The organism is Desulfoscipio gibsoniae DSM 7213, assembly GCF_000233715.2.
Lineage (GTDB): Bacteria > Bacillota > Desulfotomaculia > Desulfotomaculales > Desulfallaceae > Sporotomaculum > Sporotomaculum gibsoniae.
The window spans coordinates 4,685,571-4,709,386 of record NC_021184.1 but is presented as its reverse complement, the minus strand read 5'-3'; the positions used below and the strand labels follow the sequence as shown (position 1 = coordinate 4,709,386).

The window sequence follows — 23,816 nt, the reverse complement described above, 5'->3', positions numbered from 1 at the left end:
TTAAAGAACAAAAAATATGTTGGGGGAAATGATTTGGAACTATACACACTGCTCGCACTGGCCGTGGCCCTGGGCACTGATGCTTTCTCCATGTGCCTTGGCCTGGGCATAGCCGGTGTAACCGGCCGCCAGATACTGGTGGTTAGTGTTACCGTGCTGGTGTTCCATATTGTTATGCCCTTGCTGGGCTGGTACGCCGGCGATTTTATCGGCGCGCTGGCGGGTCGGGCCGCCAGCATCGCCGGAGCTTTGCTGCTGGTATATCTGGGTATCAAAATGATTCGCTCGTCTTTAAAAGGTGGTGATGCCCTGGACCCCAAAGTAGTGCTGGTCAATACCTGGGGGCTTTTTTTGCTGGCTGCCAGTGTTAGTATGGATGCCCTTAGCGTAGGTTTTTCACTGGGCACCAGGCAGGTTAACCTGCCCCTCACTGCTGGTGTGATCGGTGCCGTGGCCGGGTTGATGACGGCCGGCGGACTACTGTTGGGGCGTTTTGTAGGTGCCCGTGTGGGTGAACGGGCCGTACTGGGCGGTGGTATACTGTTAATCGGTATTGGCATACATATGGTACTATCTTGATTTGGTGACAGGCCCCCAAAACGTGTCAAAGGTTGCTTGACAAGGCCCATCTTGTTGCCATATGGGCGTTGACTGGTTTTCATGAAACCGTGTGCATGGTTGCTTGCTAATCCGTTTATATTGTGCCATGTGGCAATATGACATTTTCCTATAATAAAAGGAGGCCAGGTTAATGGTCAAAAAAAAGATACTTTTTGTATGTACCGGCAATACCTGCCGCAGTCCCATGGCCGAGGCACTGGCCCGCCGGGCGCTGGCGGAACTTTTTCCCGATCGGAAGGATATAGAATTCGCCTCAGCCGGGATTGTTACACTGTCTGATGGCGATGCTTCTTATCAAGCCATTAATGTGTTAAAGGAAATGGGCATTGACCTGAGCCGGCATAAAACATCACAGATTGACCCGGAGGATATTGAACAGGCCGATCTTGTTTTGACCATGACCCGTACTCATCGGGATAATTTAAAACGTCTTATGCCTGATGCCGCAGACAAAATTTTTACACTGGCCGAATATGCAGGCTCCGGTAATGATATACCGGACCCCTTTGGTTCCAGTGAGGAATTTTACCGTATCGTAGCCGGTGAGCTGGACAACCTGGTCCGTAAAATGCTAGGGGTCAGGCTTAAACTAACTTAAACTAACTATGTTATGTGAATATTGCGATTATACAATGTTTATTGGTAATAATTATATTTTAGCTCAGTTGTGGAGGAAATGATGCAGATGTTGTAGAATATTTTTGGATTGGTGTTGAACATTAGACCGAAAAAGCTTGATTGTAGTTTAACTTGATGACCCGCAAGGTGTGGGTAGCCGAAATTACTGCGTTTTAAATTCATCGAAGGAAGTGTAGACATTGCAGGTGGCTGTAGGTAGCGATCATGGAGGATTCAAGCTAAAAAGGGAGATTATTGATTATTTAAAGGAACAAGGGATTGAATATCAAGACTTTGGTACATATTCCACTGATTCGGTAGATTATCCCGATTTTGCCCGGGCAGTGGCCGAGGCCGTTGCTGCTGGAAAATACGAGCGGGGTATTCTTTGCTGCGGCACCGGTATTGGAGTAAGCATAGCCGCCAATAAGGTGGCCGGCATCAGGGCTGCTCTTTGCCATGATACATTTTCCGCCCGCATGGCCGGCGAACACAACATGGCCAATATTATAACCATGGGCGAGCGTGTTATTGGTGCCGGTTTGGCCAGGGAAATAGTAAAGGCCTGGTTGGGGGCGAAATTTGCCGGGGGAAGGCATGCCCGCAGGTTGGACAAAATAGCAGCCATGGAAAAGGGTTCTGTTGCCGGTAATGTTTGCCGGTAGTATTGTTTAAAAAGTTTAGGAGGAAGTCGTATGAGTTTTTACAGCCCGCTTGCCGAAGTGGATCCTGAAATTTCCCGGGTCGTGGCACAGGAACTTAACAGACAGCGTAACACCCTGGAACTGATTGCCTCGGAAAACATTGTCAGCCGGGCCGTTATGGAAGCCCAGGGCACCGTGCTTACCAACAAATATGCCGAAGGGTTGCCCGGGCGTCGCTATTATGGTGGTTGTGCCTTTGTAGATGTAGCAGAAACACTGGCCATAGAACGGGCCAAAAAAATTTTTAACGCCGAACATGTCAACGTGCAGCCCCATTCCGGCTCCCAGGCTAATACGGCTGTTTATTTCGCCCTGCTTAAACCGGGCGACACCATTTTAGGTATGAACCTGGCTCATGGAGGGCACCTGACCCACGGCAGCCCGCTAAATATATCCGGCCGTTATTTTAACATAGCCTTTTATGGTGTGGAGCGGGGCACGGGTCTGATTGATTACGATAAAGTTATGGCTGCGGCATCCGAAAGTAAGGCCAGGATGATCGTGGCCGGAGCCAGTGCTTATCCACGGGAAATCGACTTTGACCGCATGGCTGAAATTGCTGCTGCCGTGGGAGCTTATTTAATGGTTGACATGGCCCACATTGCCGGCTTGGTGGCGGCGGGGCTGCACAACAGTCCCATTCCCCATGCCGATGTGGTTACCACTACAACGCACAAAACGCTGCGGGGTCCCCGTGGCGGTATGATTCTGAGTAAAGAAAAGTACGGCGCTGCATTGGACAAGGCCGTTTTTCCCGGCATCCAAGGTGGGCCCCTGATGCACGTGATTGCCGCCAAAGCGGTGGCTTTTGGTGAGGCGCTGCAGCCCGGCTTCAAGGAATATCAGCAGCAGATAGTTAAAAACGCCCGGGCACTGGCCGAAGCACTGTCCCAGCGCGGTTTTGAACTTATTTCCGGCGGCACCGACAACCATATGATACTGGTTGATTTGCGCAACAAACAGGTTACCGGCCGGGAAGCAGAGCAAACGCTGGATGAAGTGGGAGTTACCGTGAATAAAAACGCCATTCCCTTTGACCCGCAGCCACCAATGACAACCAGTGGCATTCGAGTTGGCACGCCTGCCGTAACCACCCGCGGGCTAAAAGAAGCCGAAATGGCTGAAGTGGCGGAAATTATCCATTTGGCATTAAGCTTTGGCGGTGACGAAGGTCGCAGGGCGCAAGCCGGTGCTATGGCTGCCGACCTGTGTCGCCGGTTCCCTTTGTACGAAGAAGGTGGTGTTTATGCAGCGCCCTGCCTGGGATGATTATTTTATGGAAATAACCGGTGTGGTATCCCGGCGCTCCACATGTTTGCGCCGTCAGGTGGGGGCACTGATAGTGCGGGATCACCGTATTTTAGCCACTGGCTATAACGGTGCCCCCGCCGGTATGCGCCATTGCCTGGAAATAGGCTGCCTGCGGGAAAAACGCGGCATACCATCCGGTGAGCGGCATGAGCTGTGCCGCGGGCTGCATGCCGAACAAAACGCCCTTTTGCAGGCCGCCGTACACGGCATTTCCATAGCAAAGGGCGTTTTTTATGTTACCCACCAACCCTGTGTACTTTGCGCTAAAATGATAGCCAACGCCTGTATCAGCAAAGTGGTTTACCGTGGTGACTACCCGGACCCGCTGGCCCTGGATATATTTAAAGAGTCCGGCATCGAGCTGGTACGATTTAAAGATATTTAGCCGGTCATTCTATAAGCCGTTTCCCTGAACGAGTTAATTACAATTGGCATCGGACTTGATTTTCCTATGCCGTGTGGTGATAGATATGCAAAAAAAAATTATTGCCCTGCCTAAATTAAATAATTTAACCCCCACCATGGAATCCACCGCGCTTAAGTTAATGGAAGAGGCGGGGGAATTGGCCCAGGCTATCGGTAAACTGCGGGGTATGAGCGGGGAACGCTGTGCGGTGGGTGAGGGCGAAGCGCTCGCTTGTATTACCAGGGAGTTGCTGGATGTAGCCCAAACCGCCGTTTCCATGATGTTTGTGCTGGAAGAAAACTATGGCGTCAGCATTGAAAAAGCGCTTGATGAGCATATTGCCAAGCTGATGAGTAAAGGATATTTAGTGCAAAGGTCAAATGCCGAATAAACTTTATGTACAGATAAGGCATTGTTAAATAATTTATATATTTAAATATGGAGTTAATATGGTTAATTTAAGAAAGTTTAAGCCTGACCCCAAAATTTTGGTTATTTTTGGAACCAGGCCTGAAGCTATTAAAATGGCTCCCCTGGTGCGGATGTTGAAAAATGATGATCGGCTGGTATGCCGGGTGGTGGTAACGGCTCAGCACCGGGAAATGCTGGATCAGGTGCTGCGTCTGTTTGATATCGTGCCTGACCACGATTTGAACATTATGCAGGCAGGACAAACATTGTTTGATATTACCGGGCGAGCTTTAACCGGCCTCCAGAAAGTGCTGGAGGCCGAAAGGCCGGATCTGGTGCTGGTGCACGGCGATACCACCACCACCTTTGTTGCCGCGCTGGCCGCCTATTATATGCAGGTGCCGGTGGGGCATGTGGAAGCGGGGCTGCGTACCGGCAACAAGTATTCCCCTTTTCCGGAAGAGATGAACCGGCGTCTGGCCGGGGCGCTGTGCGATGTACACTTTGCCCCCACCGCCGGTGCCCGGGATAACTTGCTGCGGGAAGGGGTGGATCCGGCGCGGATCTATGTTACCGGCAACACCGTTATTGATGCCCTGTTGGCTACGGTGCGTGCCGAATACCGGTTTGATGACCCGCTGCTAAGTGGGCTTGATTTTAACAGGCACCGGCTGATTTTAATGACCACCCACCGCCGGGAAAACTTGGGCGATCCCATGCGGGATATTTACCTGGCCCTGCGGGATGTATTGCAAAGGCATCCCGATGTGCGGGTTATTTTCCCCGTGCACAAAAACCCTGCTGTGCGCTCCGTGGTGCAGCAAGTGTTGGGGGATTCGCAGCAGGTACATTTAATTGAGCCCATGGATTACGAACCCTTTGTTAATCTGGAGGCCCGCTGTCATTTGGTGCTCACCGATTCCGGGGGCATGCAGGAGGAGGCCCCCTCGCTGGGCAAGCCCGTGCTGGTGCTGCGCAATACCACTGAACGCCCCGAGGCTGTGGACGCCGGTACTGTGCGCCTGGTGGGCACTGATCGCATTGCTGTGCGTACCGAAACCGAGCGCCTGCTTAACGATGAAGCTTACTACCGGGCTATGGCCGAGGCTGTCAACCCGTACGGCGACGGTATGGCCTGCGGCCGAATAGTGCAGGCCATTAAGCATGCTTTTAAGCTATCTGATCGCAGACCCCGGGAGTTTGGTTAATAAACGGCGGTTTTTATAGGTGGTTTTGGTGATGTAAAAATGCATTGCTATGGGACCGCAATATAATCGCATTTTTATAGGTTCATTGTAAAAATGCATGAGTAATGCATTAATGCATCACTGGTTTTGTTTGAGGCGGAGCCGGTTTTTTAAATTCGGTTTTTTTTGAAAATCAGAGAAACCGCTAATTTAAACAGCTTGGGCGATTCGATGCCAATCGAACTGCAATATGTTAGCTGCTGGCATGTTTATTGCGATATGTGTTTGGCATGGTCACCGAGCCTTAATTTTATGTTTAGCGTATTATGAAGATAGAAATTATAGTTTAAGAAAAAGTTACATGGTAATAAAATTACAGAATTAAATAAAATAACAGAATTAAATAAAATAACTAACTAATGAATAATCCAGAATATATACAATTTTTTTAAAAAATAAATATGTCATAGTTGTAGCTTTTGCAATGTTAAAAAGATGTTTTTGGTGGTCTTTGCCTGCAGGTAGCTAATGGGCTAAAAGAATCACCATTTACAGTTATATTATTAAAACTAGGAGGGAGTAAACAATGGATTTTGGATTAACAGAAGAACAACAAATGGTACAGGATATGGCTCGCAATTTTGCAGAAAAGGAAATTGCTCCTTATGTTGAAGAGGACGAAAAAAACCATTACTATCGCAGAGAGATATTAACTAAAATGGGTGAATTGGACCTGTTGGGTTGGACTCTTCCGGAAGAATACGGCGGAAACGGCATGGGTTGGATGGAAGGCGTTATAGCTCTGTATGAAATATCTAAAGTTCATACTTCCTGGAGACTTTCTATCAGCGGTAACAACTGGGGTCCGGCCATGACCATTAATGAATATGGCACTGAAGAACAAAAACAGAAATTTATCCCCGGACTGTTGGATGGGTCTTTGGTAGGCAGCTTTGCCATGACCGAGCCCAATACAGGCTCAGATGTAGCCAGCATGAAGACGTTTGCGGAAGACAAGGGTGATCACTGGTTAATCAATGGTACCAAGACGTGGATATCCGGCGGACATACTTCCGATGTTGGGCTGCTCTATGCTGTCACTGAAAAAGGCGCTCGGCATAAAGGAATATCCTGTTTCGTAATTGACTATAACAATACCCCTGGCGTTAATAGAATTCCCATTAACGATAAAGTCGGTATGTGGGCTGCTCCGACTTCGGAATTAATTTTTGAAAATGCCGTGGTTCCTAAAGAAAATCTTTTAGGCCCATTAAACAAAGGCTTTGCGATTTGTATGTGGCAGTTGAACAATACCCGCATGGGTTGTGCCACCGGCGCGGCAGCTCTTTCCCGGGCCTGCCTGGATGGTGCTGTTCAATATGCCAATGAACGTATCCAGTTTGGCAAACCAATCGGCAAACACCAAATGATTCAAGCTCAGATTGCTGAAATGATCTTGGAAGATGAGGCAGCCAAACAACTCGTTTATCGCGCCGCATGGTTAAAAGATAATAATTTACCCAGCCAGCAGGCCACTTCTATTGCTAAACTGGCCGGTTGTAATGCAGCCGTGCATGCTGCCAACCTGGCCATGAAAATCTACGGCTCATATGGATATTCCAATGAATATCCTTGTGGCAGATGGCTCCGCGATTCCAAGCAGTTTGAAACCCTGGAAGGAACCTCCAACATGCATATGCAGATCATCGCCAACATTGAACTTGGTTTCGCGCCCAATCGCTAGGCTCAAGTATTCTTAATTACAGCAAGTTTCTATTGCCCGGGATGCTTTCGGTTACTACAAAGCAAACCGTTAATCATACAGTCAACTGCGGATAAACCAAAATAACTAAAAGCAAAACCATATTAAAAAACACCGCTAAAAACCATTATAATAAACCGTGCTAAATCCAAGCATGTAGAACAGTGTCGAAATCTTGAGTGATCGCATTAACATAGAAGCGGTGTGTGCTTATCAGATGACAGTTGGATGATTACTGTTCGTGTCCGGCTCCGGCGTTTGGAATGCATCTACTGGCATCAGGCCATGGTGTGCATGATATTGGCCGGTGCCGTGCACGATAAGTAAAACTGCCAAGTCAAATATGAGGAGGACCGTAAATGAGTCAAAAGTATGATGAGTTTTTACGCAGAAGAGAACAAATAATGCAAATGGGCGGCGAAAAAGCTGTCGAAAGGCATCATAAATCCGGCAAATTGACTGCCCGGGAAAGGGTTGAATATTTATTTGACCCCGGCACATTCACTGAAATCGGCACCTTTATCAAACACCGGACCACCAATTTCGGTATGGATAAAAAGGACGTCGCCGCCGAAGGCGTTGTATGCGGTTATGGTAAAGTCAACGGCCGTATGGCCATGGTGGGTGCGGAAGACTATACTTCCATGGCCGGAACTTTTGGTGAATACCATGGTAAAAAATTCGCCGCTGCCATCGATATGGCCAAGGAAATGGGTATTCCCTTTATCGGCTTGAATGACTCGGGCGGTGCCAGGTTGCAGGAAGGTATGGATACTTTGCAGGCTTATGCGTGGCTGTTTAAAGCCCAGAACCTGGCCTCGGGTGTTATTCCGCAAATAGCTTTGTTGCTGGGCCCGTGCTTGGGCGGACAGGCCTATCACCCGGTTATGCAGGACTTTGTCATCCAGAGCCGCAACCACGGCTACATGGGCATCGCCGGCCCGGCCTTTGTGAAAACCCAATTGGGTATTGATATAGATCTGGAAACACTGTGCGGCGTTGAAGCCCATGCTGTCAAGTCCGGTTGCACACACATTGTGGGCGGCGACGATAAGGACTGCATTGACCGGGCTAAAGAGCTTTTAAACTATTTGCCCCAGAATAATCAGGAAAAACCGGCCCGGGTGGATACCGGTGATGAAGCTATGCGGTTGATCCCTGAGCTGGATGGTTTTATACCCGAGCAAACCATGTATCCCTACGATATGCACGAAGTTATCAACAAGTTGGTCGATAATGGTGTATTTTTTGAATTAATGCCTGACTTTGCTAAAAACGTAATTATTGGTTTTGCCCGCTTTAACGGCCGGAGTACCGGTATCGTGGCCAGCCAGCCCAACTGGATAGGTGCTGTTATCGATTGCAACGCAGCGGATAAAGTGGCCCGGTTTGTGCGGTTCTGCGACTTGTTTAATATTCCGCTGGTCAACCTGCACGACACCCCGGCTTACATGATAGGGCCCGAGCAGGAGTGGAAGGGTATCCTGCGCCACGGTGCCAAGATGCTGTTTGCCTACATTGATGCCACGGTGCCCAAGATTACCGTTATGATGCGCAAATCCTTCGCTGGTGCTTACCTGGGTATGTGCTGCAAAGATACCGGCGCCGATATTGTATATGCCTGGCCTGAAGCTACACTTACCATTGTGGGTGCGGAAACTGCCGCCAGTGTTATCTTTGCCAAGGAAATTAAAAATGCCGAAAATCCGGAAGAGGTTAAGGCGCAGCGGATGAAGGAATACAGCGAACTTTATGAAAACCCGTACCACGCAGCGGCCAGGGGCTATGTGGATGACATCATTCTGCCTTCGGAAACCAGAAAGAAAATCTGTGCTTCACTGGATCTGCTGGAGAACAAATCGGTGGCCAGACCCTGGCGTAAATTCTCCAACATTAATATGTAATTTTTCAGGGCAGCTGTTGGCTTGTTTGCCGGTTATGTCAGGCGGGCGGCACAGCAGTGCAATAATGGATTTTTCAAAGGTTGCGTAACTATATGTGCCGGTTGCTGCATCTTAAAACCGTTATATAAAAGCAGCCGGCACCAAATTTAAAAAAATTATTTACTAATTGGTTAATGTTATACCCCGGCAGGAACCAGGTAAAATTTGATGGGATACGGTATCTGATACATTTAACCCTTTAGTTGGCAAGGGAGGTTATGTATGCATGGTTGACTGGGGTGCGGCCACATCGGTGGCCCTATCAGGAATAGTGTCTGTTTTCGCGGTGCTGATAGTTTTGCAAATTGGTGTGCAAATTACCGGCAAAGTGATAGACAGCCAGGCTAAAAAGCAAACTCAAAAACAAAATTCGTAATACAAAATTCATAATGCAGGATACATTATGCAAAATGATAATATTAAGGAGGTAAGTAAAGTGGTACAAGTTAACGCTCCCATGGTGGGAAAAGTGCTATCGGTGGATGCAAAAGTAGGCGGACAAGTAAAAAAGAATGATGTGCTGGTTACTCTGGAAGCTATGAAAATGCAAATTAAAGTGTACGCGCCCAGCGACGGCGAAGTTGTTGAAGTAAACGTGGCTGCCGGTGATGTAGTCAATACCGATACTGTTCTGGTAGCTTTGAAGTAGGTTATATCAAGAAATAACGATAAGGAGGATGAGGCATGGAACAACTGGCTGAAATTTTCAGTGGGGTTGGTATTACTCAGCTGACCCTCGGCAATGTTACCATGTGGTTGATTGCCTTTGTCCTCTTTTACCTGGCCATCAAGAAAGGGGTTGAGCCGCTGCTCCTGTTGCCCATCGGCTTTGGGGTATTTGCGGCCAACTTCCCTTTGACCGGCCTTCTAGAAGAGGGTGGACTGTTTTATATCTTTTACCACTTTGGCATTGAGAATGAATTAATCCCGCCCCTTATTTTCCTGGGCTTAGGGGCGATGACGGACTTTGGACCGGTGATTGCCAATCCCAAAACACTGCTTCTTGGCGCGGCGGCGCAGCTGGGTGTTTACGGAGCGTTTTTCGGTGCATTGCTTGTGGGCTTTACCGTAGCCGAAGCGGCCTGTATTGGTATTATCGGCGGTGCTGACGGACCGACTTCCATATTCCTTTCCGCCAATTTGGCTCCGCATATGATGGGCTCGGTGGCGGTGGCGGCGTATTCTTACATGGCTTTGGTACCGATAATAATTCCTCCCATTGCCAAGTTGCTGACCACCAAAGAAGAACGGGCCATGGTTATGAATATGACGCGTATGCCCAGCAAGACGGAAAAAATTGTTTTCCCCATTTTGGCTTCCATCGTAATTATACTGTTGGTGCCCAAGTCGGCTCCGCTGATTGCTATGTTTATGCTAGGTAACTTGTTCATGGAGAGCGGTGTGGTGGAACGACTTACCAACGTTAGCCGCGATCAATTGATGAATATAGTCACTATTATACTTGGTGTGGGCGTCGGCTCCACTATGACCGCGGAAACATTCTTAAATCCCAAAACCATCGGCGTATTTGCCATGGGCGTGGTGGCCTTTGCCTTTGCCACAGCCGCCGGCGTATTGCTGGCCAAACTAATGAACCTGTTCGTCAAAAACAAGGTCAACCCGCTTATCGGTGCTGCGGGCGTATCGGCGGTGCCAATGGCGGCCCGTGTGGTCCATAACATGGGCACTGAAGCCAACCCGCAAAACTACCTGCTGATGCACGCAATGGGGCCTAACGTGGCCGGCGTTATCGGCACTGCTGTGGCCGCCGGTGCATTTATAGCAGCCATATTATAAACAGTATAATAACAGTTGAGTAATTAGTAATTTAGTGTGTATTATGTGCACAAGTCGATCTGCGCTGTGCCAATGTCGCCGTATTTTGGGGCTGAGCTTCGGTGGGGCGCAATTGCAAAATAAAAACAACAGTAGGTAGCGCAGATTTAATTTATTGTCAAATGATATATAAAAGAAACGGACTGCTTTGAAAGTTGCAATCCGTTTCTTTTATGTTTTTTAACTCCCCCTCTTTTGAAAGCCCCTTCTGAGCTAAACGAAGGGGGTAGTTCATTGTACTCGTCTTATAATTTATTCATTTGTAACAGCCATTTTTGCTGTTTGGTATATTTTACTTGGCCTGCGCATCTGTCATACATATGCTAACTTACAGTGACAGCCCGTTCTCCCTGAGGCGGTTTACCTTGCGCACAATGGTTGACTGGTCGACGTGCAGGGCTTTGGCGACTTTGTAAGTGCTGCCCAGTTCTTTTAAGGCGGCACCGATAAGCTGGCGCTCCATCTCTAATTGGGCCGCTTTTAAAGGGATGATGCCCTGCACGGTTACTTGATGCGGCCCGTGCCGCTGGGGCGGTGTTGCCGGCGTTATGTTAAGCGGTATATCGACGGATTTAATTACCTGTTCGGAGGAGGTCACCAGCAACCGCTCCACCACATTCTTTACTTCCCGCACATTCCCCGGCCACTGGTACTCCATCAACTCCTTAAATACCCGGGGTGAAAATTCTTTTTCCATCCCGTACACCTTTTCAAAACTTTTTTTAAAGTTATAGACTAAAGGTATAATATCGTCCTTTCTTTCCCGTAGAGGCGGTATATGAATAGGAACCACATTGAGCCGGAAATATAAATCCTCCCGAAACTTGCCGTCCTGCACCAGTTCTTCCAATTGCTTGTTGGTGGCAGCTATTATGCGCACATCAATCTGGCGGGGCCTGGTGCCGCCGATACGGGTGATTTCTCTCTCCTGCAATGCCCTGAGTAGTTTCACTTGAAAATGCAGTGGCAGGTCAGCAATTTCATCAAGGAACAATGTGCCGTTATCCGCAAGTTCAAACATACCGGGCTTGCCTTCCCGGTTGGCCCCCGTAAAAGCGCCTTTTTCATAACCGAACATTTCCGACTCCAGCAAATTTTCCGGGATAGCCCCGCAGTTTACGGTAATAAACGGACCACTGCTCCTTTTACTGTTTTTGTGGATGGCTTTGGCCACCACTTCTTTGCCTACACCTGACTCGCCCAACAGCAATACTGTGGAATTAACTTGCGCCATCCGCAGGGCCATGCCCAATACCTTTTTCATCTTGGTGGACTTGACCACCAAACCTACCTGGTCAATCAATCTACTGCGCAGCTGGGTCAGTTCTCCATGATAGCGCTCGCTTAAAGCTATACTTTGTTCCAACTGGTTTTTTAAGTTATTTAAGTCCGACATATCCCTAATATTGATAACCACCCGTATAATTTCACCCTGCTGGTTGTGCACCGGATTACCTGTAATAAGCAACTGGTTATTGTCGGCAGTCAGTTCCGACAGCGTGACGGCGCCGTTTTGCTCAATTACAGCATCCACTATGGACTGTGAATAAACGCCCTTGGCGATCAAGTCCGCCATGGTCATTTTTTGTATCGATGCCGTGGGGATGCCCGTGATGCGTTCGTGGGCATGATTGGCCCTGATAATTTGACCACTGGGGTCGGTGATAATAATGCCGTCATAAGATGATTCAATGATTGTTTCCAGTTCTTTGTTTAACTGCTTAACTGAACTTAGCTCCTCAGAAATAAATTCTATCTCTGATATGTCCTGAAACACTCCAATAGCACCTACCACCTGGCCGTTTTCAATGATGGGACTGCGGTTGGTCAGGTAGGTATGTGTGCCCGAGGAATACCCTAAGGAAAATTTATAATGGGACTGGTAGTTGCCGTTCTCTAAAATATCAAGCAAACCGTGGGGGATAATCACATCCGAAAGATGCCGTCCCAGGGCCTCGCTTTTTTTTCGGCGGGTAATTCTTTCCGCTGCAATATTGAAGGTACTGATAATGCCGTTTTTATCAATGGCGATAATACCGTTGTGAGCCGCATCCATGATGGTCTCGGCTTGTTGAAATATCTGGCTGGCCACTTTAAAAAGGGTGTGTCCAACCTCTGAACGTTCCAGCATACCGGTAATGCGCCCATTGTCGTCCACCACAGGGAAAACGTTGGCCGGCATGGTCCAGGCATCGGAAGCTGGTGCATCCTCCTTTAAAATAAAAATCTCCTGCTGCATGATATCCCGCACTTTAACATTGCCTTCAAGCACCCGGGGGCCGGCATTGATGATTTCTTCTCTGGATAAGACGCCGATGATACTTCCTTTTGGGTCTGTAACTGGAATGCCGGTAAGCCGGGTTTGAATAATAATTTCCCAGGCCTCAAGTGCGGTTTGCCCCGGCTGGACAGAGATATTATTCAGTGTCATGATATTCTTTACCAACATTTTGTTCACCGCCTTTGTATTGCCCTGTGAAATTCCAGTTCATTATTGACATATTAATAAGTTATCTTTTTTTAATTATAAAATCAATCACAACTTAATTATAGCGCTAAAAAATAAAATTTTAAATAAATTTAAACTTTAAAGAAGGATTTTTAATGGCCGTGTTTAATTGAAACTTACAAGAAAAATAAAAATAGGTTTTATTGTATGAAACTTTAGGGGTGATGAGTGACGTGGCCAAAGCCAGGAACCCGGAAGTTAATGACAAAGGGCCTGGAAGTGTACGCTCAGTGGAGCGGGCGGCGGATATATTAATTTGCTTGGGCACCAACGAAAAAACCCTTACGGAAATCAGCCACGAAACGGGTCTCAGTAAGGCTACCGCTTATCGCATTCTGGGCGCGCTGCAGAAGAAGGATTTTGTGGCTAGAGATGAAGATACTGGCAGGTATTTCCTGCACTGGGGATTAGTTGGTGTATTGTCCGAAAATATTGGTCGAGAGCAAAGGTTGGTGCAGTCTGCCCAGTCTTACATGCAAAAATTATGGCGTTATACCGGTGAAACTGTAACCTTATACGTACGCAAGGGATATAACAGGGTGTGTGTGGCCGAGTTTGTCAGCCAGCATTTCCTGAAATTTTCTGTGGGGGTGGGAACTGTTGTGCCGCTGAGTGTGCATACCGGTTCACCTGGCAGCCTATTGCTGGCTTATATGACCGAAGAAGAAGTGGCCGAAGTATTAATGCAGTGTGAACAGGCAGGGCTGAACAATAATACCACTGAACGCGGTGTGTTGTTTCAAGAGCTGCAAAAGATCAAAAAGCAGGGCTGGGCCAGTAGTTTTGGTGAGCGAATTAACGGGGGCACCAGCTTGTCGGCGCCAATTTGGGACCGCCACGGTAAAGTAGTAGCCTCATTAAATGTACTTGGGCCCAGCAGCCGGCTGAATAAAGATGCGCTTATGGGTTATCTGGAAATTTTAAAAGAATGCGCAGCATCCATATCCGCCCGGCTTGGTGCACCGCCCGAGCTGCTAAGGGGGGTGGGCAACACTAAATAGGGAGGTTTGTGGGATCAGGTAAAAGTATATTAACAACTTGGGAGGAGTTAGCGTTGACAGAAAGAAATTGCTCCGGCAAGCAAATGTCACTTCAGCAAGCCATTAAAAAATATGTTACCGACGGCTGCAGCATAACCTTCGGCGGCTTTATCGGCCGGGATTGCGTGGCCGCTGTGCATGAAATAATCAGACAAGGTGTAAAAGATTTAACTGTTATCGATGACAGTAAAACCGATATGATGGATTTACTGGTGGGTGCCGGTGCTGTGAAACGTTGGGAGGGCGCTTACCTTGGCTATGGTGCCATTGGTTTGGCGCCAAACATCAGGCGTTCAATTGAAAAAGGTATACCCTCTAAAATAGAAGTGGAGGACTGGTCTAACGCCGGTATTAGCATGCGCTTTCTGGCCGGTAGCTTAAATGTTCCCTTTATGGCGACCCGGTCCATGCTGGGCACGGATATTCCAAAATACAATGAGCGTATCAAGGTTATGCACGACCCTTACGAGGGTGAGCCTATCGCCCTGGTTCCGGCGGCCCACCCCGATGTGGCCATTATACACGTGCAGCGGGCGGACGCCATGGGTAACGCCCAGGTATGGGGTTTCACCGGCAATGACGAAAACAAAGCCCGGGCAGCAAAACACACCATTATTACCTGCGAGGAAATTGTTACCACAGATGAAATCAGACACCAGGGTAATTTGACTTTGATTCCGTTTTATTGTGTAGACGCCGTAGTGCAGGTGCCTTATGGCTGTCACCCGCAATCTTGCTACGGCTATTATGCTTATGATGTACTGTTTTGCGGCGATTATCACGAGGCTGCCAAAGACAGGGAAAAGTTCCTGAAGTGGCTTGATCATTATGTGCTTAGCTCGCAGAATCACCTGGATTACTGCGCCAAAGTGGGTTGGGACCGGTTACATAAATTAATGGGTATGGAGCGGCACTTTAACCGCATTCCCGGTTAGTATACGGCCGGTAAGTTGATGCTCAAGCTTTTATCACTTGATACACAACGCATTAATGATACCTTACTTTGGGAAGGGAGAAAATGACAGAATGAGTGAGATTAAATACACTGCATCAGAATTAATGGCCATCACAACCGCCAAGGAATTTAAAGATTGGGAGGTTGCTTTTGTCGGTATCGGTATTCCCCTGGTAGCCGGTATAACCGCCAAGCGTTTTCACGCTCCCAATTTAAATATTGTATACGAGTCCGGCTGTATTGGCCCGCAAAAATACCGGGTGGATTTTAATGTGGGCGATTCCTCGGCGGCGGACGGGGCCCTTTGTTTGACTTCGGAATGGCGTGTGTTTAGTGATATGCAGGCCGGTTATTATGATGTGGGTGTTTTGGGCGCTGCTCAAATAGATAAATTCGGTAATTTAAATACCACCGCTATTTTTGGCGGACAGGGTTATTGCTCGCCCAAGGTGCGCCTGCCGGGCAGCGGCGGCGGCAACGACATTGGTTCCAATATCGGCCGTGTGGTGGTGATGCTGCGGCTGGAGCCGCTGCGTTTTGTAGAAAAGGTAGACTATTTAACTACCCCGGGCTTTTTGGACGGTAGTCCCGACGCCAGGAAAAAAGCCGGGTTATTGGGCAGCGGGCCCGCGGCCGTAGTGACTGATAAAGCGTTGTTTAGATTTGATAGTATTACTCACGAAATGTATCTGGATACAATATACCCGGGTGTTAGTGTGGAAGAGATTAAATCCTTGGTGGGTTGGGATTTAAAAGTAGCCGCGGATTTGAAAAAAGCATCTGATCCCACTGCCGAAGAGCTGGCAGCGGTGCGGGCCGCTGATCCCGCCAACCTGATTATGGGCGGTGCAGCGGCTCGTAACAGCCTGTCCGGATTGGATGAATACATCGATGTAACCATAAAAAACTCAGGTAAGTAAAATACCTGATATAACGGCGAGACATATTATTCTGCCCGCGTCCCGCAGCGGATTAAGCCCAGAAGGGGCAGGTTGCTTGACTACAGCAATCTGCCCCTTCTGGGCTTAATTATAACTCAAACTGTTTCTGTTTAAAGTCAAAAATGCTGGAAAACAATTTTAGTATGTGAAAAGGTAAAAATAAACAAAAGGTATTGATCTATTAATAAAGAAATAATTCTAAAGATTAAAAATCGTTTGTTTTAATAGAAAATATTCTAGCAACTAGAAAATTATGTACATAATCATCGATATTAATGCAAGGAGGCATTTTATTAATTCCATCAAGCATTAATAAAATTCCAGCAGATACGGGTTGTCCGTATGTTGATAGAAATAAATCAATGCTGTATGGCATTATATTGCTTTTCAGATTATTAAAAATAGTGGTTTTATCTAGACAAGTTATTGGTTTATATCTTGCTAGATATCATAAATAGTCAACAAATGACGATAAAAAGGAGGGTGCAAAGAATCAGGTTTTACGACAGTTGCAATGAAATCACTTTCTAGGAGGATGAGAATGAGTCAGCAGCAGAATCAAGGTATGGCCAAGGTGCTGGGCCGTTCAGATGTATTATTTTTAGCCTTTGGAGCCATGATTGGCTGGGGATGGGTTGTATTGGCCGGTTCCTGGGTGCATTCCGCGGGCTCGCTGGGCGCCATGCTGGCCTTTTTATTAGGCGGCATACTAGTTGTATTTGTCGGACTGACATACTCGGAACTCACCGCAGCCATGCCGCTGGTGGGCGGTGAACAGGTTTTTTGTTACCGGGCCATGGGGGCAACTGCATCATTTATCGGTACTTGGGCCATTTTATTGGGCTATATATCCGTGGTGGCTTTTGAGGCGGTGGCACTACCCACCGTAGTTGAGTACTTATTCCCTAATTATATGCAAGGCTATTTATGGACCATTGCCGGTTGGGACGTATACGCATCCTGGGTGGCCGTGGGTGTGGTTGGTTCCATACTGGTCATGATATTAAACTACATCGGAATTAAGGTGGCAGCATTTTTGCAAACAGTGTTTACCATAGGTATTGCACTGGTGGGATTGCTCTTAATCACCGGCAGTTTGTTCAATGGAGCGACAGCCAATATGCAACCCCTCTGGGTGGGTGGATTTAAAGGGATATTTGCAGTATTGTTAATGACTCCCCTGATGTTTGTAGGGTTTAACGTTATCCCCCAGGCAGCGGAGGAAATTAATTTGCCCTATAAGGCTATAGGCAAGGTGTTGATCTTATCCGTATTTATGGCCGCCGCCTGGTATATACTGGTTATATTCGGTGTCTCCAGGGCTATGACGGCCGAGCAAATGGGCGGCGCTTCGCTGGTGACAGCCGATGCCATGGCTGTTTTATTTGGTGGTTCCTGGGCCAGCAAGCTGCTCATAGTTGGTGGTATTTGCGGTATTATTACCAGCTGGAACGGTTTTTACATTGGCGCCAGCCGGGCGATTTACGCCATGGCCCAGGCCAGAATGCTGCCTGCCTTTCTTGGTAAACTACACCCCAAGTATAAGACGCCTTATAACGCTATATTGTTAATTGGCATTTCAACTACCTTCGCACCTTTCTTTGGCAGAAGTATGCTGGTTTGGTTGGTTGATGCCGGTGGTTTGGGTATTATGCTGGCTTATGCCATGGTAGCCCTTTCATTTGTTATTTTACGCAAAAAAGAGCCGCACATGGTGCGCCCCTTTAAAGTATCCAGTGGCGGCTTTGTGGGTTATGCAGCGGTAATATTAAGTGCGATCTTTATTATACTGTGCCTGCCGGGCAGTCCCACGGCATTAATTTGGCCGTACGAATGGGCCATCGTAGCTATCTGGTCATTTCTCGGTCTGGGGTTGTACTTTTGGGCCAGATCTTCCTATGGCGTTCATGAGGCTGAAAAAAGAATGCGTCAAAATGTTTATGGCCGGGTGCCCAAGAAGGACAGTGCAGCGTAATTTATGGCTGAGCCTAAAACTTTTAACGTGTTGGTAAATATGGGCATTGTACTGGCCCGCCAGGTTGGTCCGCCGGAATATCAAAAGCCCAAAATAACCCTGCCCGTAACGGAAGATGTTACTCTTGATTATTTAATCAACCAACTGGGTATACCAAATCAATATATCAGTTTTATTACGGTGAACGGTCGTAAGTGTGAATGGTCAGTACGCTTAAAGCCAAACGATGAAATAATTTTATTTCCATATATTACTGGAGGTTAAAAAAACTGAGGAGGTAAGTTACATGAGTAGTACACAGCAAGAACTTTTGGCAAGGAAGCAAAATGTGGTGGCCCGGGGTATATCCAACTCCACCGACATTTTTGTCAAAGAGGCCAAAGGCGCAACCATTATTGATGTGGATGGCAATGAGTACATTGATTTTTATGCCGGCATCGGCACACTAAACTCCGGTCATTGCCCGCCCCCTGTGGTGGAGGCCATTAAAAACCAGGCAGACAAGCTTCTGCATACCTGCTTTATGACCACCATGTACGAAAATTACGTGGAATTGGCTGAAAAACTGACCGCTATTACCCCCGGAGATTTTGCCAAAAAGGTCATGTTTGCCAATAGTGGTGCCGAGTGCGTGGAAAACGCCGTAAAGATTGCTCGCTTTCACACCAAGCGCACAGGCATAATTTCCTTTGAATGCGCTTTCCATGGCCGTACACTGATGACCATGAGTTTAACCAGCAAAGTTAAACCCTATAAGTTTGGCTTCGGTCCCTTTGCCCCCGAAGTTTATAAGATTCCCTCGGCTTACTGCTATCGCTGCTACTACAGGTCGACTTACCCGGGTTGCGGCATGCACTGTCTGGAGCAGTTTGACCGGATGTTTGCTGCGGAAGTAGCCCCTGAAACAGTGGCCGCCATGATAATTGAGCCGGTGCAGGGCGAGGGTGGCTTTATTGTTCCGCCGCCGGAATTTTTGCCCGGGCTGCGTAAAATCTGTGATCAGTATGGTATTGTATTGATTGCCGACGAAGTGCAGGCTGGTTTTGGCCGGACCGGAAAAATGTTTGCATGCGAGCACTTTGGCCTGGAGCCCGATTTGATGACGGTGGCCAAGTCCATTGCCTCGGGCATGCCCTTGAGCGGCGTGGTGGGCAAAGCTGAAATTATGGATGCCCCGGATCCGGGACACATTGGTGGCACATTTGGCGGTAACCCGGTGTCCTGCGCCGCAGCATTGGCTACCATTAAATATATGGAAGAAGAGAAACTGGTCGAGCGCTCCCAAGTTATTGGCGAAAAAGTGCGTGGCCGTATGCTGGAGATGAAGGAGAAATACCCCATTATTGGTGATGTGCGCGGTTTGGGTTCTATGAACGCCATTGAGCTGGTAAAAGATCGTGAAACAAAAGAGCCGGCTAAGGAAGAAACCGCAGCGATTTCCAAATACTGTATCGATAATGGTGTTATTACCATCAGCGCCGGTATTTTCGGCAACGTTATCCGCACCCTCATTCCGCTGGTGATTACCGACGAGCAGCTGGAAAAAGGCCTGGAAGTGCTGGAACAGGCCGTAGCCAGTGTCTCCAAATAATTAATGTCAGCAAACTTGTTAATAGCCCGGTTGACCCCGGTCCTGTGAGCTTTGAATAATTAATGGCCGGGCCCACAGTGGAGTGTCTTTGGGATATCCATGACCTCCGGATGTGGAGAGTATGAAAAGTCTGGTGCATTATATAATGAGCCGGTGTCTTGCCGCAATTGACTTTGCCAAAGCGCCGGCTCATTCATTCACCCGCAGTTTGCGGATTGAAGTGGCAGTTACTCTGTTGGACTTGTCCAGTACTAAGGAGGAAGTTTTTGATGAAAGGTTTTTACGGTAAGCTGCTGCGGGTTGACCTGACAGGTCAAACCCACAGTGTAGAGCATATTCCCGATGAGGTTTTCCAGCAGTATCTTGGCGGCAAGGGGCTGGGTTCCTACTTGTTGTTGCAAAACGTCAAACCCGCTACTGACCCGCTTTCAGCGGACAATAAGCTGATCTTTACCCTGGGAGCGGCCAGCGATACCATCATGGTGGGTAACAGCCGTTATGGTGTATTTAGTAAGTCACCGCAGACGGGCGGTTACGCTGAGTCGTATTCCGGTGGCCGGGTGGCTCCGGTAATGCGCCGGGCCGGTTATGACGCCATTATTTTTGAAGGCATGTCTGATAAACCGGTATTTGTTGAAATCAGCGATCAAGGAGTAGTCTTCCATGATGCGTCCGGGCTCTGGGGTCAAGATACCTACGCCACTGAGGACGCGGTGCTGGAAAAAGTAAATGTGCCCGGCGCCCAGGCGCTGGTAATTGGGCCGGCCGGAGAAAACCTGGTACGGTTTGCCTGTATTGAAAATAATCGCTGGCGTTCCGCCGGGCGCACCGGAATGGGAGCTGTAATGGGCTCCAAAAAATTAAAGGCCGTGGTGTTCCATGGCAGTTCCAAAGCTGAAATTGCCGACCCCGAATTGTTGAAGGACGTGGTGAAAAGAATCAGAGACCTGGGCAAAGATAATCCCGGGGTGGAAGCTTATCGCACTTACGGCACCACTGGCATGGTAAAAACAATGAACGGCGCCAATTGTTTTCCCAACCGTTATTGGAACCGGGTGTATGATCCCAATTGGGAAAACATTTCCGGTGATACTTTGTTGGAGCAATTTAAAGTCAAGCCCACCGCTTGCAATAATTGCTTTATGGCCTGCGGTAAACATATCACTGTGCCCGAAGGGGAATATGCCGGCCTGGAAATTGAAGGCCCGGAGTATGAGACCCTTTATACCTTTGGTGGTCTCTGTTCCTTTAACCGGCTGGACCAAATTGCCTACTTTAACGATTTGTGCGACCGCTTGGGCCTGGATACCATCTCCACCGGTAATTTGGTAGCGCTGGTCATGGAAGGCGTGGAGCGCGGTTTGCTTGATGCTCCGGTCAAGTACGGAGACATGGAAGCTGCGGTGGAATTGATAAACCAAATAGCCCGGCGAGAAGGACTGGGTGAAATACTTTCCCTGGGCATTAAAGATGCCAGTCAGCGGCTGAACCTGTCGGATATTGCAGTGCATGTCAAGGGGCTGGAACCCCCCGGGTATGACCCCCGGGTACTCAAGGGTATGGGTCTGGCCTATGCCACCTCAGCCCGGGGGGCCTGCCATTTGCGGGCCACCTTTTACAAGCCTGAGCTGGTGGGTATTAGCGACCCCAACACCATTGAGGGCAAGGCAGAGCTGTTTATAGACTATGAAAACCGGCTGACGATTTTTAATACCCAAATTTTGTGCGTATTCTTCAGGGACCTGATCCCCTGGGAAACGCTGGTTGACTTAAATAAAGCATGCACGGGTCTTGATTTAACCAAGGACGATCTGTGGAACATTGCCAACCGGATTATTAACGCCAACCGCCAGTTTAACCTACAGCAGGGTTTGACCAGAGCCGATGATACCCTGCCGCCCAGGTTGTTCAAGGAAAAGCTTAACGATGGCCGGTACAGTATCACTCCGGAAGAATTGAACAAAATGGTGGATGATTATTATCTTTTGCGCGGGTGGTCGGCCTGATTCTAAGGCGCGTTTTTGCCCCAGCGTAGAGCGTTAAAAGGTGCCGGGTGTTGAAAGGTTGAAAATCTTTAATTTTCAACCTTTCAACACCCGGCACCAAGTTTTTAATTAATGCACAGCCAAATTAAATAAAGATTTTGATGCATGAAAATGTTTTGCTAATGTAATCAAGCTGTCTGTGTACTGTATACAGCTGGATGGATATGTGGATTCATGCAGGGCTGCATTAAATTCATGGGCACCTATATATTGTTGCTATAAAAAAACCGCAGATTGATGCCTTTTCTGAAAAATTTAATAATTAGCGCAGCTGGCATTTCTTTTGCTCATTACTATAGTTAACTTTAAATATGTGACAAAGGGGTGCTGAATGTGACTAAGAAAATTAATAACTATGAAATCGTTAAAGGACTAATTGATGCTACTGTAAAGAAAATGAGTTTAAATAGGTCGGTATATAACATTCTCAGTGAACCTCAAAATGTGGTGGAAGTAGCTATTCCGGTGCAAATGGATGACGGTTCGATCAATGTTATTAAAGGTTATCGTTCTCAGCATAATAATGCCCTTGGCCCGTATAAAGGGGGTATCCGGTTCCATCAAGACGTGGATATAGATGAGGTCAAAGCTCTATCAGCTTGGATGACCCTAAAGTGCGCGCTGCTCAATGTTCCGTTCGGCGGCAGCAAGGGCGGTGTGGTGGTGGATCCGCGGGAACTTTCCCCCGGAGAGCTGGAAAGGCTGAGCCGTGGCTATATACGTGCCATATCTCCTATTCTGGGTATGGATATTGATATTCCTGCTCCCGATGTGGGTACTGACGGCAGGGTCATGGGCTGGATGCTCGATGAATTCAGCCGCTACAAGAATTATGGTGAATTTGGTATGATCACCGGTAAGCCTATCATTGTAGGAGGGTCCCTTGGCCGGGTTGAGGCCACTTCCCGCGGTGCTATGTTTATTATCCGTGAGGCCGCAAGGGCCATGGGCATTAATATGAAGGGTGCGGAAGTTGTGGTGCAGGGGTTCGGCAATGTGGGCGGAAATGCCGTAAAAATACTGCACGAGGTGGGCTGTCGCATTTTGGCGGTAAGTGACGTATACGGTGGCGTGTATAACCCCAAAGGTTTGGATGTCCCGTCCCTGCAAGAATACTATGCACAAAATGGTACTTTGAAAGATTTCCCTGGAAGCCAGAACATCGGCAATAAAGAACTGCTTACACTAAAGTGCGACATACTGGTGCCGGCGGCCGTAGAAAATCAAATTACCGGACAAAATGCCGCTAATATTAACGCTAAAATTGTTGCTGAAGCAGCCAACGGACCCACAACACCGGATGCGGACAAAATTTTGGCTGAAAGGAAAATTCTTGTGCTGCCCGATGTGTTGACCAACGCTGGTGGTGTAACTGTTTCTTACTTTGAGTGGGTGCAAAACCGTTATGGTTATTACTGGAGTGAGGATGAAGTTAACGATAGGTTGGAAAGAAAGATGGTAGAAGCTTTTAATACTATTTATTCACTATACCGGAACCGAAAAGATGTGGATATGCGGGGTGCGGCATATATGGTGGCCATCGAACGTATCTATGAGGCCATGCGTGTCAGAGGCTGGCTGGGACACCAGGTGCAACCCGAAGTGAAGCGGGAAGTAAAATTTGCTTAATAAGCTGCCAACGCCGCCGGCCGGTATCACATGAGCCGGTGCCGGTAGACTTTGGTGCCGGGTGTTGAAAGGTTGAAAATCTAAGATTTTCAACCTTTCAACACCCGGCACCTATCAAGGCGACTGAATAACCAACAACCAACAAAAAAAGCAAGGGTAATCTATTTGCTAATCTGTCAAAATTAACGGTGTAACCGTTTGTTTTGAGGTAAAGCCTCTTTCGCCTTTAGAGGCGGGGCCTTAAGGCGATTTATAATAGAGATCCTTTTTATGTCGGCCCGTTCTTTTCGGGCCGATTTTTTTAATTTTAAATGCCACATCCGTTAATTTCA

At 47.9% G+C, this 23,816-nt stretch carries 22 protein-coding genes; 21 read left to right on the top strand and 1 reads right to left on the bottom strand.

All coding sequences use genetic code 11. The features are described 5' to 3' along the window. Nucleotides 1-33: 33 nt before the first annotated feature. From DESGI_RS21950 to DESGI_RS21900, 12 genes are all read left to right on the top strand, one after another. Nucleotides 34-579: a manganese efflux pump MntP gene (locus tag DESGI_RS21950; RefSeq protein ID WP_041285809.1), complete on the top strand. Its 546-nt coding sequence runs from the start codon at nucleotides 34-36 to the stop codon at nucleotides 577-579. A 172-nt stretch (nucleotides 580-751) separates the two neighbouring features. Continuing rightward, the gene (locus DESGI_RS21945) at nucleotides 752-1,219 is read left to right on the top strand and encodes a low molecular weight protein arginine phosphatase (protein WP_006522313.1); all 468 of its coding nucleotides are present in this window, start codon (nucleotides 752-754) and stop codon (nucleotides 1,217-1,219) included. A 220-nt stretch (nucleotides 1,220-1,439) separates the two neighbouring features. After that, nucleotides 1,440-1,904 carry a ribose 5-phosphate isomerase B gene (gene rpiB / locus DESGI_RS21940; RefSeq protein ID WP_006522314.1) on the top strand — a complete coding sequence of 155 codons (465 nt, stop codon included), beginning with the start codon at nucleotides 1,440-1,442 and terminating at the stop codon, nucleotides 1,902-1,904. Between the two features lie 30 nt (nucleotides 1,905-1,934). Beyond that, nucleotides 1,935-3,212, top strand: coding sequence for a serine hydroxymethyltransferase (gene glyA / locus DESGI_RS21935; RefSeq protein WP_006522315.1), 1,278 nt, complete (start codon nucleotides 1,935-1,937; stop codon nucleotides 3,210-3,212). Beyond that, nucleotides 3,190-3,639 (top strand): deoxycytidylate deaminase, encoded by a 450-nt coding sequence (locus DESGI_RS21930; RefSeq protein WP_006522316.1) that lies wholly within the window; start codon nucleotides 3,190-3,192, stop codon nucleotides 3,637-3,639. The genes glyA and DESGI_RS21930 overlap by 23 nt, the downstream gene beginning before the upstream one ends. Nucleotides 3,640-3,724: 85 nt before the next feature. Beyond that, a complete protein-coding gene (locus tag DESGI_RS21925) occupies nucleotides 3,725-4,051 on the top strand; it encodes a MazG-like family protein (protein WP_041285043.1) in 327 nt (108 codons plus the stop codon). Between the two features lie 58 nt (nucleotides 4,052-4,109). Further along, nucleotides 4,110-5,279: a non-hydrolyzing UDP-N-acetylglucosamine 2-epimerase gene (gene wecB, locus DESGI_RS21920; RefSeq protein ID WP_006522318.1), complete on the top strand. Its 1,170-nt coding sequence runs from the start codon at nucleotides 4,110-4,112 to the stop codon at nucleotides 5,277-5,279. A gap of 565 nt (nucleotides 5,280-5,844) precedes the next feature. Then, nucleotides 5,845-7,002, top strand: coding sequence for an acyl-CoA dehydrogenase family protein (locus DESGI_RS21915; RefSeq protein ID WP_006522319.1), 1,158 nt, complete (start codon nucleotides 5,845-5,847; stop codon nucleotides 7,000-7,002). Nucleotides 7,003-7,379: 377 nt separating this feature from the next. After that, nucleotides 7,380-8,924, top strand: a complete 1,545-nt coding sequence (locus DESGI_RS21910; RefSeq protein WP_006522320.1) for an acyl-CoA carboxylase subunit beta — start codon at nucleotides 7,380-7,382, stop codon at nucleotides 8,922-8,924. Between the two features lie 265 nt (nucleotides 8,925-9,189). After that, a complete protein-coding gene (locus tag DESGI_RS24185) occupies nucleotides 9,190-9,339 on the top strand; it encodes an OadG family transporter subunit (protein ID WP_006522321.1) in 150 nt (49 codons plus the stop codon). A gap of 27 nt (nucleotides 9,340-9,366) precedes the next feature. After that, complete coding sequence (locus DESGI_RS21905) at nucleotides 9,367-9,612, top strand: biotin/lipoyl-containing protein (RefSeq protein ID WP_006522322.1); 246 nt, start codon at nucleotides 9,367-9,369, stop codon at nucleotides 9,610-9,612. Between the two features lie 35 nt (nucleotides 9,613-9,647). Then, complete coding sequence (locus DESGI_RS21900) at nucleotides 9,648-10,760, top strand: sodium ion-translocating decarboxylase subunit beta (protein ID WP_006522323.1); 1,113 nt, start codon at nucleotides 9,648-9,650, stop codon at nucleotides 10,758-10,760. Nucleotides 10,761-11,127: 367 nt separating this feature from the next. Here the strand turns inward: DESGI_RS21900 and DESGI_RS21895 are convergent, their stop codons facing one another. Further along, a complete protein-coding gene (locus DESGI_RS21895; protein WP_006522324.1) occupies nucleotides 11,128-13,248 on the bottom strand; it encodes a sigma-54-dependent Fis family transcriptional regulator in 2,121 nt (706 codons plus the stop codon). Nucleotides 13,249-13,472: 224 nt separating this feature from the next. Here DESGI_RS21895 and DESGI_RS21890 point away from each other — a divergent pair, with 224 nt between their 5' ends. From DESGI_RS21890 to DESGI_RS21855, 9 genes are all read left to right on the top strand, one after another. Continuing rightward, complete coding sequence (locus DESGI_RS21890) at nucleotides 13,473-14,309, top strand: IclR family transcriptional regulator (RefSeq protein WP_083939996.1); 837 nt, start codon at nucleotides 13,473-13,475, stop codon at nucleotides 14,307-14,309. 53 nt (nucleotides 14,310-14,362) lie between these two features. Then, a complete protein-coding gene (locus DESGI_RS21885) occupies nucleotides 14,363-15,283 on the top strand; it encodes a CoA transferase subunit A (RefSeq protein ID WP_006522326.1) in 921 nt (306 codons plus the stop codon). Between the two features lie 91 nt (nucleotides 15,284-15,374). Continuing rightward, nucleotides 15,375-16,223 (top strand): CoA-transferase subunit beta, encoded by an 849-nt coding sequence (locus DESGI_RS21880; RefSeq protein ID WP_006522327.1) that lies wholly within the window; start codon nucleotides 15,375-15,377, stop codon nucleotides 16,221-16,223. A gap of 562 nt (nucleotides 16,224-16,785) precedes the next feature. Further along, nucleotides 16,786-18,219, top strand: a complete 1,434-nt coding sequence (locus DESGI_RS21875) for an APC family permease (protein WP_006522328.1) — start codon at nucleotides 16,786-16,788, stop codon at nucleotides 18,217-18,219. A gap of 3 nt (nucleotides 18,220-18,222) precedes the next feature. Further along, on the top strand, nucleotides 18,223-18,483 hold the full coding sequence (locus DESGI_RS21870; RefSeq protein ID WP_006522329.1) for a MoaD/ThiS family protein: 261 nt from the start codon (nucleotides 18,223-18,225) through the stop codon (nucleotides 18,481-18,483). A 22-nt stretch (nucleotides 18,484-18,505) separates the two neighbouring features. Continuing rightward, nucleotides 18,506-19,810, top strand: a complete 1,305-nt coding sequence (gene gabT / locus DESGI_RS21865; RefSeq protein WP_006522330.1) for a 4-aminobutyrate--2-oxoglutarate transaminase — start codon at nucleotides 18,506-18,508, stop codon at nucleotides 19,808-19,810. A gap of 121 nt (nucleotides 19,811-19,931) precedes the next feature. Beyond that, nucleotides 19,932-20,099, top strand: coding sequence for a hypothetical protein (locus DESGI_RS24960; protein WP_157872844.1), 168 nt, complete (start codon nucleotides 19,932-19,934; stop codon nucleotides 20,097-20,099). Further along, nucleotides 20,080-21,816: an aldehyde ferredoxin oxidoreductase family protein gene (locus tag DESGI_RS21860; RefSeq protein WP_006522331.1), complete on the top strand. Its 1,737-nt coding sequence runs from the start codon at nucleotides 20,080-20,082 to the stop codon at nucleotides 21,814-21,816. The genes DESGI_RS24960 and DESGI_RS21860 overlap by 20 nt, the downstream gene beginning before the upstream one ends. 372 nt (nucleotides 21,817-22,188) lie before the next feature. After that, complete coding sequence (locus DESGI_RS21855) at nucleotides 22,189-23,484, top strand: Glu/Leu/Phe/Val family dehydrogenase (RefSeq protein WP_006522332.1); 1,296 nt, start codon at nucleotides 22,189-22,191, stop codon at nucleotides 23,482-23,484. The last annotated feature ends 332 nt before the right edge of the window (nucleotides 23,485-23,816 follow it).